Raw genomic sequence first — 11846 nt, 5'->3', positions numbered from 1 at the left:
TCGAGTTGGTCGATCTTGAGTTTGTGGCGGCTGTGGTCGTAAAAAGTGCGCAGCGGATTGCTCATGCTCAGTCCTTCCTGGTCTGCGGGGGACGGGCAGGAAAGGCAGTGCTTTCACCCGGGTCCTGGGGGATGAAAGCATTGAAAAATTGGAGAACAGTTGAAATAGGAAGCTTCTGAGGTGTGTGTAGGACGCGTCCAAAAAGTTGCAGTGCTTGATCTGTAGGGTTTATTCGTCTCTGGTTTTTGTGGCGAGGGGTTGCGTGTGGCGCAGGTCAATTGTAGGAGCGAGCAGGCTCGCGATGGCGGTTAACGATGACGCGGGCATTCTGGATGCCCGCGGCGCTCTCGGGTTTTTCGCGAGCGTGCTCGCTCCTACAGGGGTCGGGGCTGTTCGCGGATTTTGTGGATGGCACAGATCAACTGTAGGAGCGAGCAGGCTCGCGATAGTGGTTAACGATGACGCGGGCATTTGGTTACTCGCCCGATCCNTGGAAAGCTCTGCCTGTAGGAGCGAGCAGGCTCGCGATGGCGGTTAACGATGACGTGGGCATTCTGGATGCCCGCGGCGCTCTCGGGTTTTTCGCGAGCGTGCTCGCTCCTACAGGGGTCGGGGCTGTTCGCGGATTTTGTGGATGGCACAGATCAACTGTAGGAGCGAGCAGGCTCGCGAGGGTGGTTAACGATGACGTGGGCATTCTGGATGCCCGCGGCGCTCTCGGGTTTTTCGCGAGCGTGCTCGCTCCTACAGGGGTCGGGCTGTTCGCGGACTTTGTGGATGGCACAGATCAACTGTAGGAGCGAGCAGGCTCGCGATGATGGTTAACGATGACGCGGGCATTCTGGATGCCCGCGGCGCTCTCGGGTTTTTCGCGAGCGTGCTCGCTCCTACAGGGGTCGGGGCTGTTCGCGGATTTTNGCGCTCTCGGGTTTTTCGCGAGCGTGCTCGCTCCTACAGGGGTCGGGGCTGTTCGCGGATTTTGTGGATGGCACAGATCAACTGTAGGAGCGAGCAGGCTCGCGATAGTGGTTAACGATGACGCGGGCATTCTGGTTACTCGCCCGATCCAGTAGTACCCTCACCCTCCGGTACCACCTTGTTCTGCGTCAAATACCGCTCCAGCGTCTCGTTGGTCGGCGAGTTGTCCCCGGCCACCTGCCACAAGCGCCGCTCGATGCCCTGCGCCAGCATATGCCCCACCGCCGCCTCGATCGCCGACAGCACACACAATTGCGCCGGTTCGTTAGTGGTGTAGCCCACCTCGGCCTCCAGCAACTTCTTGAACTCGATGAACTTGAACACCCCGGCGCTGCGGGCCACGGAGTAGATCGTCTTGCTGGTCATCACGTTGGCCAGCACCTGGCCGCTGCGCACGTCCACCGCCCGCAGGTTCACCGTGACCTGATCCACGCGATACTCCCGGGCAATGTCGATGCCCAGATAGCGCGCCCCTTCCCCGCCGCTGCGCACGTTGGTGTCATAGGCGATGATGCCGCCTTCGAGCATCATGTTCGCCGCCTGCAGCGGTGGCAGTTCCCCCATGATGTTCACCGGCGTATTGGGTTTCTTTTGCGAGGCGCGGATGATCTTGCGTTCGGTCAGCAGGTTCTGCAGCCCTTCGCGCTCAAGCACCACGAACCAGCCGCTGGCCTGCAACGCATCCATCAGCATGCTTGCCGCGCCCTGCGTGACACTGGTGGAGAACGAGCTGGCCGGGGTCGGCTTGTACTGACCGGTCTGGTCGCGGAAGCCATAGACCACCGCCATCAACCGCCCCTTGGGCCGTGGCATTTTGAGCAAGTCGTAGTAGGTCGAAGCCCTGGGGGTCAGGGTCGGCGTTTCCGTGTCCTGTTCGGCGGACATCGGCTCGCGCAGACCACAGCCGCAAAGCGCCGCCAGCAACATCCCCAGCACGATTGTTTTTTTCATGTCTGTAACTCCCCATCAACCCGAATCCCCTTCAAGGGGCGATGCCATTCACCTGGATTTCCGACACTTCACCGGTCAAACGATCGGTGACATTGATGGTCAGTGCCCCGGAGTCGTCGATCACATCGACGATAAAAGCGTCCGTTGACAGGCTCCCCGTGTTGCCCGTGGAGATGTTGTCGAGCAATTGCCCCAGCAATCGCGATTGCAGCTGACTGGTAAAACGCTCCAGAGCCGAAGTCGCGGCCACCGTGGTGCGGTCTTTCAAGTCAGGGTCGTCGTAGTCGTTCTGTGACTGGGCGTTGTTGAGCAACCAGGTGCCGTTCAGCGGGTTGCCACCAAACGACGGGTTGACGGGGGTGTACACCAGTTCGGTAGCCTGGACCAAGCCGCAACCGCCGAGGCCGAGCAGACACAGGCCGGTACGTTGCAAGAAAGTTTTTTCCCTCATAGTTCGTCCCTCTCAAGGTCGGTGGTGTCCTGCAACAGGGCTTCCAGCTTGCGCCGCACGATCTGCGCGCGGACCAGGTCGGCTGCCTCATAGGCCTCGTCTTTCAACTCCACGGTGTTCGGCGGCAGAAAGCGTCGATACACCAGGCGTTGCTGAAACTCCACGGTCACCAGGCTGCCCCAGCGCGCCGAAGGTCTTTCCCGTACCACCAGGTTGAAATCCATCGGGCTGGTGGCACGCAGGCGTTCACTGAACGAGTAATAAAAGTCATGGCCGATGTGCGAGATGGTGTCGTCGATGATGAAACCGAGCATCTCGTCTTCTTCACCCCAGGCCAGGCTCGCGCTGAACATCAGCACCAGCGCCGCCAGCCAGCTGCGATTCATGGTTGCAACGCCTGGGGGGCATTGGACTGGCCTTTGGCGGGGCCGGAGGTGCCGTCGAGGAAGGCTTTTTCGGCGACGAACTGCCAGTCCTTGTAGCTGGCCATGCCATTGAAGTCCGACCACTGACTGGGGAAGTCCGCCTGCTTCAGCGGCCTCTGCTCGGAGGGGCAGTACACCCCGGTAATACGTCCGTCAGTGCCGCGCATCAGCTCCCACTCGCCGCCGCCGACAGGGTCCGGATACAACTGGCGGATATGTCGCTTGGCCGAGGGGAAACGCTCGTCCTGCAACAATTCGGCAAGCTCTTTGGGGTACAAGGCCACGCCTGGCGAACTGCGGTAATAGCTGCGCAGCGCCTGGGCATACTGAGTGCCGACCCAAAGCAACTGGCGCTCGCGATCGCGGCGGGCGGCGGTGGCCCACAACTCCCCGGCACTGGCCAGGCCCATGCCCATCACCATGATCAGAAACAGCACACCCAGGTAGGTGAAGCCGTCCTCGCGCGCAGGCTTACCACTCGGAATAACGGCTGCCATCACGCGCCCTCCCTGTAGCGCCACTCTTGATATCGGCCACCCCGCCCGCCACGCCTTCGGGCGGTGCCACCAAGACCCAGGTGTCCTTGCGCTCGGCGATCGGGTCGGTCGGCAGAACGCGCAGGTAGCGCTGTTCGACCAGTTGATCAATGGAGTCGGGATACCGCCCGGTATCGCCGTAGTAGTGGTCCAGCGCCTCACGCATGGCCGACAGGCTCTGGCGCAGGGTGGTCTCTTTCGACGCCTCCAGGCTGTTGAAATAGCGTGGCAAGGCGATCGTCATCAAGGTGGCGATGATTGCCATGACCACCATCAGTTCCAACAGGGTAAAGCCCTTTTGCCGACGCATGATTTCACCACTCCCGATAGGTGACGCCGTTGAGCCCCTTGCCGCGGGCCTTGGAGTAAACGTCAAAGACGTCCTCGCCCTCCCGCGGGTTCTCGGCCGAACTGTCATAGGAACGCAGGCCCCAGCCGCCTTCGTCGTCGCGCTTGACCACTGCCAGCGGATCGCGGGGGATGCGCCGCAGGAAATAGAACTTGCCACCCTTGGCGCTGCGCACGTCACGCACGCCATCGACCAGTATTTTCAGGTTCGGCGGATAGCCACTGCTGTTCAGTGTCTTCTCGATGTAACCGGCATCGAATGCCCGCTTGTAAGCGTCGATGGCATCGCGAATCTGGTACAGCGCGGTGCGCAGTTCCTGCTCTTTGCCCCGGCGCACCACGGTCTCGGTCAGCGGTGCGGCCATGGAGGCCAGCAGACCGATCAGGGCCAGCGTCACCACGACTTCGACCAAGGAAAAACCGCGTTGCGAGGCGTTCATGATCAAGGCTTCTCGATGGTCACGGTGGTGGCAATCGGCGAGGCCATGTTCGGCGCCTGGACCGATGCACCCATGGAACGATCCGGTGCCTGGATGTGCATGCTGGTTTCGGTGCCGGTCGGGAATTCCATGTCCGACGGACTCTGGTACGGCAGGTTGCGCACAATGCGCGGGGTGATCGACAGCACCAGCTCGGATTTGATGACGTCGTCCCGGTTGCTGCCGAACAAACGGCCCAGGCCGGGAATGTCGCCAAGACCCGGGATCTTGTTGCCGGTGCTGCCATGGTCGTTGCGCACCAGGCCGGCGAGGATCTGCGTTTCGCCGTCATGCAGACGCAAGGTGGTCTGGGCGTTGCGGGTATCGACCTGGACCGGGATGGTGCCCTGGCGGGTCGGTTCCAGTGGCGTGGCGTTGCTGACTTCCAGCGCGACCTTGATGGCCACTTCGTTGTTCAGGTGCACGGTGGGTTGCACTTCCAGTTTCAAACCGACATCGAGGTAAGTCACGCTCTCGGTGATCACCGGCCCCTGGGTCGAAGGCACCGAAGTGGCGCTGATGATCGGCACCCGCTGACCGATGTGGATACGCGCCTGTTCACGGTTGCTGACCCGTATCACCGGGCTTGCCAGGGTGTTGATGTCCTTGTCCTGGGCGTTGATCTTGGCCTGTGGTGACGGGTTGATGGTGATCCGGCCGGAGTTGATGCCTTTGAGTTGATCAAGGAGGGTCACCGCCGATCCGTCGCTGTTGACGACACCAAAGGTGTTCGGCCATTGCAGGCCAAGGTCGAGAATGCGCTGGCGGGCCACTTCCATGACTTCTACTTCCAGCACCACTTCGGGGTTGGACTGGTCCTGGGACTGCAGCAGTTTCTCGGCCATGCGGATGGCATCGCTGCTGTCACGCATGGTCAGGGTATTGAGGCGTTCGTCGACGAACACGTCACGGGTCTTGAGCATGGTCTTGACCATGTTCAACGCAGTGTTGGCATCGATGCTGGTCAGGTAGAAGGTACGCATCACCAGCTCCTGATAATCCTTGATCTTCTGCGGCGAGTCGGGGTAGATCAGCAAGGTGTTTTCATTCACCACTTTCTGATGCAGCTGGTTCTGTTGCAGCAGCAGTTCCACGGCGTCTTCGATGCGCACATCACGCACGAAGATAGTGGCTTTCATGTCCGGGCGCAGGTCCTTGTCGAAAATGAAATTCAGACCGGCAACCTGGGACAGCACTTCAAAGATGGTCTTGAGGTAGGCGTCCCGAAACTCCAGGGTCACCGGCCGGTCGAGACGGGTGCGCAGCTGCGGGTACGCCACCACGTTGCGGCTCTGTACCAGACGGATGTTGCCTTGCAGTTCCAGGGCGCCTTCGTTTTTCGGGTCCAGCTCGAGAATCTGTTTGACCTGGCGGTCGGCGCCGTAGATGTCGCCGCGACGCAGGTCGCCGCGGGCCAGTTCAAGCTTCTCATCCATGCTGCGCAGGTAGTCGAGCTGACGCAGGGAATCCTGGGCGCGACGGTTGTTCGGTTCAATGTTCAGCACCCGGCTGTAGGACATGCGAGCCCCGGCGAAATTTCGCTGGGTCCGGTCCATGTCGCCCTGGGTCATCAGCGCCTTCACCGCACGGGTGCGACCGTTGTTCAGGGCGATGTGCAGCTGTGTATCGCGCGGATTTTCACGCAACCCCTCTTCGATGCGAGCCAGACCTGCTTCATACTGGCCCGCCTCGATCAGGTCGGACGCTTCCTCGTTGGCGAGCTGCGCCGTACTGCACGCAGCCAGCCCTAAACAGATCGCAAGGCTCAACAGCAAACGGGATCGGTTCATTGCGTGCTCCCCACAGACAAGGTCTGCGATAAACGCAGCGGCAGGTAGACCAGGCTCAGTTCCGCATCGGAAATCCGCTCGATCCGCCAGGTTTCGTCGATCACATCCCCTTTGCGCACGACGTAGATCTTTTCGCCGCTCTGCAAAAACACCTGCAGATCGGAGCGGTCAGCCAGCCTGCCGACAAACTCGAAGGGCACTGGCGGTGCAGTGGGGACTTGCACCTCTGGAGTCACGTCTACCGGTTGTTCGATGACGGTGGCGAGTGCCGGCGCGGCTTTCCAGCTGCGGGTAACGAACAGATCGCCCGCCGGGCTCAGGTCCTTGATCGCCACCGGCAAGGCGCCGGCTGGCGCGGCAGTCTGTGGGGCAGTTTTTGTGCCTTTGGCCGGGGTGGTCACGCTGGCGACCGCCAGGTCGCTGTCATCATCACGTTTGAGCAATTCGGGAATCCAGGCCAGCGCCGCCGCCACGCCGAAGAACGCCAGCCAACTCACAACACGTTTGGTATTCATCATGACCTCGACAGGTAAAGGGTCATGCGGATCCGCCCGGTCAGGTCGGTATCGGCGATTTTCTTGCGCTGCAACTCCACGTCCTCAAGCACCACCGCCGGCAACTGGCCGAGCAAGGCGTGCAAAAAGCGCCGTAGTTGCGGATAGCTGCCGCGCACCGGCAACAGAATCTGGTACCGCGCCAGGTGGGTCTTGGGGTCGATGCCCAGGGAGTATTCACCCCGGGCCAGGGTGATGCGCTCCTGGGCAGCCAGGGCGTAGATCTTGTCGATGGCGACGGTGGCCTGGGGCTGTGACGGCAGCTTGCTGCGGAAGTCGTCGAGCTGACGCTGCGGCACCACCGGGGCGGTGACTGTGCCGTCCTCGACCCGGGCCAGGTACTCGCTGGCTTCGCGGGTCTGCTGGCTCAGGTGCTGCAGCGACTGCCAGTCCGGCAACAATCCGGCCAGGCCGTAGGTCAGCGCCAACACCAGCATTGCCAACCCGGTGAGGCCTGGTACACCCAGGCCCTGCAGGTATTCGTGGACGATCAATTTAGGGATTTGCATCGCCGATCTCCCAGGTAGCTGACAGGTTGAACTGCACCGGGTGTTCCGGCACGTTGGCAACGATTTCGTGACTGAGCAGCGAGACATCGGACAGCTCTTCGCTGGCCTCCAGACGCCGGTGGAAGTCGAGCATGGCGTCCAGGTCGCGCGCCTCGGCGCTGATCCGCACCTGGCCCTTGCGAGCGTCCGGGGTCAGGGTCAGCAGGGCCACGTTTTCCCGTGGCATGGCTTCCAGCGAGGCGAACAAACGCTCCCAGGGCCGGCGCAGTTGCAGGGAGACCTTGCGCATTTCCGCGAGGTTGTGCGCCTGCTCGCGGGTTTGCGCCGGGGTCAGGCTGACCTTGCCGCCGGTGTCACCGGTGAGCACACGCTGGGCGGTTTGCAGGTGGCCCTGCTGTTGTTCGGCCTCGCCGCTCAAGTGCTGCTGCACCAGCAGGCAGGTCAGCGTCAGCACCACGCCACCGGCCAGCAGGCTCCAGCCCAGGGGACCGGCGCGGCGACGGGGCTGAAAGTCGAGCACCAGGGCGCGCATTTCAGGCCACCGCCCGAGACATGACGTACAGGCTATCGCGTACGGATGTCCGGTCTTCGTCAAGGCTGCGCAGGTGCACACCGGGCACTTCGGGGTGTGAGTCAACACGTGCCGGGGCATGCAGGTAAACGTTCAGTGGCCGCTCGCTGGTAGAGGCCTGCAACTGGGTTTCGCGGCCGATCAGCGCGGTCAATGCAGCATCGCTGTCGCTGCTGCCCACCGAGCGCACCGAACTCCAGCGCCCTTCCCGGGCCAGCAACAGTACGCTGCGCACCGGCTCGGCGACCACGAACAGGAAGTCGCCGGCGTCGAAGCTCTTATCGAAATGATTGAACGCTGCCATCAGGTACGGCTGCACCGAACGCAGGCGCAGGCCTCGAGCGCTGGCCAGGCTGCGCAGACGATCGAGCAGGCCTTGCGGCAGCGCACTGGCCACCCGGTCGTAGCCCGCAGGCTCGGCCGACAACACCAGGCTCCAGGGTTGCGTCGGTGCTCCGTAGAGGTCCTCGAAACACAGCTGGGCAAAACCGAGCAGTTCGCTCGGGGTGCTGATCTGGTCGCTCCACGGCACCAGACAAAACCGGCTGAAGTGTCCGGAAATCACCACGGTCAGCTCCGCCCTGGTGGTGACATGTTCGGCCAGCAGGCGGTCGAGGGTGTCCAGCGCGACGGTCCAGGCCTGGAAGCCTTCGTCGATGTAGCCGACGCTGCCCAGCCAGTGGGTGGCGCTGCCCTGGCGCTGACCCAGGCCGACGCCACTGGCGCCGAGCACGGCGACGTATTGATCACGAGATAAAAGTGACACGATTGATCTCCTCGAGAGTGGTACGACCTTGTTCCACCAGTTCAAGCGCCGATTCGCGCAACAGACGCAAGCCACGTTTGCAGGCATGGGCCTTGATTTTCGAAATGGGCTGACGCTCGACGATCATTTGCCGCAGTTCGTCGTCCAGGTGCAGCAGCTCGGCAATGGCGCTGCGTCCGCGATATCCGGTGCCACGGCAATGGCCGCAACCCTTGCCGTGAACGAAGTGGTAGTGCGCGACCTGAAGCGGGTCGAGCCCCGAGGCCTGCAACTCTTCCTCGCTGGGGCTGTAGGCTGTGCTGCAACTGGTGCAGACCAGCCGAATCAGGCGCTGAGCCAGCACCGCATTGAGCGCGGAGACGAGACTGTATGGGTCGATTTCCATCTGGGTGAAGCGGCCAATCACGTCGAACACGTTGTTGGCGTGAATGGTGGTGAACACCAGGTGACCGGTGAGCGCCGACTGCACGGCGATCTGCGCAGTGTCCGGGTCGCGGATTTCGCCGACCATGATCTTGTCCGGGTCATGGCGCAGGATCGAGCGCAGGCCACGGGCGAACGTCAGGCCTTTCTTCTCGTTGACGGGAATTTGCAGCACGCCCGGCAGTTGGTACTCCACCGGGTCCTCAATGGTGATGATCTTGTCCACGCCGTGGTTGATCTCGGTAATCATCGCGTACAGGGTGGTGGTCTTGCCGCTGCCGGTGGGGCCGGTCACCAGCACCATGCCGTAGGGTTCGGCCGCCAGCCGGCGCAGCTGGCGCAGGGTGTCCTCTTCAAAACCCAGGGCCTGCAATTGCACGCCACAGACCTTGTCCGCCAGGTCCTGCTTGTCGAGCACCCGCAGTACCGCGTCCTCGCCGAAAATGCTCGGCATGATCGACACCCGAAAGTCGATCTGGCGGCCGCTGATACCGATTTTGAAGCGCCCGTCCTGGGGTACGCGTTTTTCGCCAATGTCCAGTTCGGCCATGACCTTGACCCGGGAAATCACCTGTTCGGCAAACTCGCTGCCCTGGATCTTGCTGATGTTGTTCAACACACCATCGATCCGGTACTTGATCACCAGCCCGCTGCCGGTGGTACCGAGGTGGATGTCACTGGCGTGCATTTTCAGCGCGTCGTACAGGGTTGAGTTGACCAGCTTGACCACCACGCTGGCGTCTTCACTGATGCTGGTCAGCGACAGGCTTTGCAGGGTGTCGATTTCGGCGCCGCCTTCGGCCTGGGCATTGAGCGATTCCACCGCGTGGAAGCTTTCTTCGTGGCGCGCCAGGTAGGCCTTGAGGTCGTCGGCATGCACCAGGTACAGCGGCGCCCCATGCAGGCAATCGTCGATCCAGGCCAGGCGTGCAGTGTCGAAGGGGTCGGCAAACACGCCGATGACCGCATCGTCGTGTCGCAGCAGGATGAATTCACGCTTGAGGCATTGGGCCAGGGTGACCCGATCGAAGACCGGGGTCGACTGGAACAGGCTGTCGGTGTCCAGTACCGGATAATGCAGGGTCGCACCGAGGCACTGAATGAACGGCATGGGTGCCAGTTCGGACAACTCTGCAAGAGCGTTCAGTACTCGCTCGCCGGAAGAGGCCGCCAGGGCCCTTGCCTGGGCCAATTGCTCACTGCAGAAGCGTGACGGTACAGATTCCAGCGGCGCCGGTTCTGCGGCAAGGGATAGACGGTCCATGGCTTGCTCTCCAACGCCCGGGGCTTTGAGCCCTGTCGGCGCGGCGAGCAATTACGGCGGGGGCCGAAACCTCTTGTCGCGCCATTACTCCCCGGTGAGCAATTGTTCGTCGTCTGGCGCCATGGAAGCCGATGAACTGCGTCGGCGATCTGCAAGCACCCAACTACCGTCGTACAACTGCAGCGGGAAACTCTCGGTCCTGCTCTGGCGTCGTTCGACAAAGCCTGCAGAAGTGCTCACGCCCGCTTTGGGTTCGCGCTTAACCCCTAGAAGATCACAGACTGCCCGGGCCAATTCCGCCATTGGAAAGGGTTTGAACAGGATGTGGCTGACGCCTTTTTGCCGGGCCCGCTCACAGACTTCAGCGGTTGGATGCCCGGTAATCAGCACGAAATGACACTTCCCGTTCCGGCGGACGGCATCGAGCACCTCAAAGCCTTCGATATCGGGCAAGCGGTAATCGAACACCATCACATTGGGGTGGAATTCATCGGCCTCACCGATTCCGTCTACCCCGTTATGAGCAATTCTGACTTCCAGCCCTTGCGCCTGCAGGTAATCCTGGAGGTTATGTGCAAGCAGCTGTTCGTCTTCGACAACCAGTACTTTGTTCACCAAGGTGGACTCCTTGAAACCGCAGGTCCGGGATTTGAACCTGTCAGAGTGCGCGCCCTATCGGGACTAACGCACACTTCATGCCAGGCTGGGTGCCGGTAATATCAGGTTTTCATGTCCTTGAATTTAAAAACAATGCCATCTGGTACGCAAGTTCCATCCCCCAGACTCGGGGAAAACCATCGGACTGGCATTGAAGTTTTTCCCCCACTTTCGGGGAATTCCCCTATTCATCGTCAATCCGCTCGATTCGATTGCTTGACCGCAACTGCGCCAGTGCCTGTAGACGAGCCTGCACCTGTTTTTGCCGGGCGAGGTACGCCCGAACCATGTCAAGTCCTTGCTCTTCTGGGACATCCGCCGCCTCCAGGTGGTTCTGTAAATTAATCAGATGCCAGCCCAGCGCAGTGCGAACCGGTTCACTGACCGCCCCCGGCGCCAGGGCAAAAGCCGCGGCCTCGAACTGCGGCAGCATACGCCCGCGAGGGAAGTAACCCAGGTCGCCACCCGCACTGGCCGAAGCGTCTTCGGAGGCGCTGCGGGCCACCGTGGCAAAATCAGCTCCAGCGGCGATCGTCGCACGTAGTTCAACCAAGCGTAGCCGTGCGGCCTCGACGGTGGAAGCGTCTGCTGCGGGGGCAACTTTAATCAAAATGTGTCTGGCCTGGACTTCCTCTGGCCGGCTCATCTGCGCGCGGTGTTCGGCATAAAAGTCCCGGACCTCCTGTTCGTCAGGCTCGCCGGCCTTGGTGAGATCGTTAAACACCTGCCGGGCCGCCAGTTCGCGACGGGTATATTCGATGTAACCGGCCTCGTCGAAACCGGCATCGTCCAGGCGCCGGACGAACACCTGCGCGCCGCCCATCGCCTGCCGTGTCTGCTCGACCTGATCCTGCACAGCCTCATCACTGATCACCACACCGCGCCTGAGCGCCTCCTGCCACAACAATTCCCGGTCGATCAAAGCGTCCAGCGCCGCCCTGCGCAACTGCTCGTAGGCCTTGGGATTGCGAATGCTGCCCACCGCCCGGCCTTGATCCTCCAGGTACTCGGCGAAATAACGCTCCAGGCGCAACTGGGAAATTTCCTCGCCATTGACCCGCGCCACGGCCGGACCATTGCTGCACCACGCCACGGGCAACCACAGCGCCGACAGGACCAGCAAAGCGTTGAGTTTCATGATCGG

At 61.7% G+C, this 11846-nt stretch carries 14 protein-coding genes; all 14 read right to left on the bottom strand.

Annotated elements, in window-relative coordinates:
- Positions 1–1053: 1053 nt before the first annotated feature.
- Positions 1054–1929 carry a CsgG/HfaB family protein gene (locus ASE98_RS13635; protein WP_060541889.1) on the bottom strand — a complete coding sequence of 292 codons (876 nt, stop codon included), beginning with the start codon at positions 1927–1929 and terminating at the stop codon, positions 1054–1056.
- Between the two features lie 31 nt (positions 1930–1960).
- A complete protein-coding gene (locus ASE98_RS13630; protein ID WP_060541888.1) occupies positions 1961–2380 on the bottom strand; it encodes a curli assembly protein CsgF in 420 nt (139 codons plus the stop codon).
- On the bottom strand, positions 2377–2766 hold the full coding sequence (gene csgE / locus ASE98_RS13625) for a curli production assembly/transport protein CsgE (protein WP_060541887.1): 390 nt from the start codon (positions 2764–2766) through the stop codon (positions 2377–2379). Before csgE ends, ASE98_RS13630 begins: the two co-directional genes overlap by 4 nt.
- A complete protein-coding gene (locus ASE98_RS13620; RefSeq protein WP_060541886.1) occupies positions 2763–3302 on the bottom strand; it encodes a type II secretion system protein in 540 nt (179 codons plus the stop codon). The genes csgE and ASE98_RS13620 overlap by 4 nt, the downstream gene beginning before the upstream one ends.
- Entirely contained in the window at positions 3277–3651 is a 375-nt protein-coding gene (locus tag ASE98_RS13615; RefSeq protein ID WP_060541885.1) for a type II secretion system protein, read from the bottom strand. Before ASE98_RS13615 ends, ASE98_RS13620 begins: the two co-directional genes overlap by 26 nt.
- A 4-nt stretch (positions 3652–3655) precedes the next feature.
- Positions 3656–4129, bottom strand: coding sequence for a type II secretion system protein (locus tag ASE98_RS13610; RefSeq protein WP_060541884.1), 474 nt, complete (start codon positions 4127–4129; stop codon positions 3656–3658).
- A 2-nt stretch (positions 4130–4131) separates the two neighbouring features.
- Entirely contained in the window at positions 4132–5958 is a 1827-nt protein-coding gene (locus ASE98_RS13605; protein WP_060541883.1) for a secretin N-terminal domain-containing protein, read from the bottom strand.
- Positions 5955–6473, bottom strand: coding sequence for a hypothetical protein (locus ASE98_RS13600; protein WP_060541882.1), 519 nt, complete (start codon positions 6471–6473; stop codon positions 5955–5957). Before ASE98_RS13600 ends, ASE98_RS13605 begins: the two co-directional genes overlap by 4 nt.
- On the bottom strand, positions 6473–7021 hold the full coding sequence (locus tag ASE98_RS13595; protein WP_060541881.1) for a GspMb/PilO family protein: 549 nt from the start codon (positions 7019–7021) through the stop codon (positions 6473–6475). Before ASE98_RS13595 ends, ASE98_RS13600 begins: the two co-directional genes overlap by 1 nt.
- Complete coding sequence (locus tag ASE98_RS13590; RefSeq protein WP_060541880.1) at positions 7008–7553, bottom strand: PilN domain-containing protein; 546 nt, start codon at positions 7551–7553, stop codon at positions 7008–7010. The genes ASE98_RS13595 and ASE98_RS13590 overlap by 14 nt, the downstream gene beginning before the upstream one ends.
- Position 7554: 1 nt before the next feature.
- On the bottom strand, positions 7555–8358 hold the full coding sequence (locus ASE98_RS13585; RefSeq protein ID WP_060541879.1) for a hypothetical protein: 804 nt from the start codon (positions 8356–8358) through the stop codon (positions 7555–7557).
- Positions 8339–10045 carry a GspE/PulE family protein gene (locus ASE98_RS13580; protein WP_060541878.1) on the bottom strand — a complete coding sequence of 569 codons (1707 nt, stop codon included), beginning with the start codon at positions 10043–10045 and terminating at the stop codon, positions 8339–8341. Before ASE98_RS13580 ends, ASE98_RS13585 begins: the two co-directional genes overlap by 20 nt.
- Before the next feature lie 84 nt (positions 10046–10129).
- Positions 10130–10663, bottom strand: a complete 534-nt coding sequence (locus ASE98_RS13575) for a response regulator (protein WP_060541877.1) — start codon at positions 10661–10663, stop codon at positions 10130–10132.
- A gap of 223 nt (positions 10664–10886) precedes the next feature.
- Positions 10887–11840 (bottom strand): peptidylprolyl isomerase, encoded by a 954-nt coding sequence (locus ASE98_RS13570; protein ID WP_060541876.1) that lies wholly within the window; start codon positions 11838–11840, stop codon positions 10887–10889.
- Positions 11841–11846 lie beyond the last annotated feature (6 nt).

This window comes from Pseudomonas sp. Leaf48 (assembly GCF_001421885.1).
Lineage (GTDB): Bacteria > Pseudomonadota > Gammaproteobacteria > Pseudomonadales > Pseudomonadaceae > Aquipseudomonas.
The sequence above is the reverse complement of the archived record's forward strand: the minus strand, read 5'-3'. Positions and strand labels throughout refer to the sequence as shown.

Coding starts and splice junctions, on each gene's coding strand:
- ASE98_RS13635 (WP_060541889.1), bottom strand. CDS start 1,929: ATGAAAAAAACAATCGTGCTGGGGATGTTGCTGGCGGCGCTTTGCGGC.
- ASE98_RS13630 (WP_060541888.1), bottom strand. CDS start 2,380: ATGAGGGAAAAAACTTTCTTGCAACGTACCGGCCTGTGTCTGCTCGGC.
- csgE (WP_060541887.1), bottom strand. CDS start 2,766: ATGAATCGCAGCTGGCTGGCGGCGCTGGTGCTGATGTTCAGCGCGAGC.
- ASE98_RS13620 (WP_060541886.1), bottom strand. CDS start 3,302: ATGGCAGCCGTTATTCCGAGTGGTAAGCCTGCGCGCGAGGACGGCTTC.
- ASE98_RS13615 (WP_060541885.1), bottom strand. CDS start 3,651: ATGCGTCGGCAAAAGGGCTTTACCCTGTTGGAACTGATGGTGGTCATG.
- ASE98_RS13610 (WP_060541884.1), bottom strand. CDS start 4,129: ATGAACGCCTCGCAACGCGGTTTTTCCTTGGTCGAAGTCGTGGTGACG.
- ASE98_RS13605 (WP_060541883.1), bottom strand. CDS start 5,958: ATGAACCGATCCCGTTTGCTGTTGAGCCTTGCGATCTGTTTAGGGCTG.
- ASE98_RS13600 (WP_060541882.1), bottom strand. CDS start 6,473: ATGAATACCAAACGTGTTGTGAGTTGGCTGGCGTTCTTCGGCGTGGCG.
- ASE98_RS13595 (WP_060541881.1), bottom strand. CDS start 7,021: ATGCAAATCCCTAAATTGATCGTCCACGAATACCTGCAGGGCCTGGGT.
- ASE98_RS13590 (WP_060541880.1), bottom strand. CDS start 7,553: ATGCGCGCCCTGGTGCTCGACTTTCAGCCCCGTCGCCGCGCCGGTCCC.
- ASE98_RS13580 (WP_060541878.1), bottom strand. CDS start 10,045: ATGGACCGTCTATCCCTTGCCGCAGAACCGGCGCCGCTGGAATCTGTA.
- ASE98_RS13570 (WP_060541876.1), bottom strand. CDS start 11,840: ATGAAACTCAACGCTTTGCTGGTCCTGTCGGCGCTGTGGTTGCCCGTG.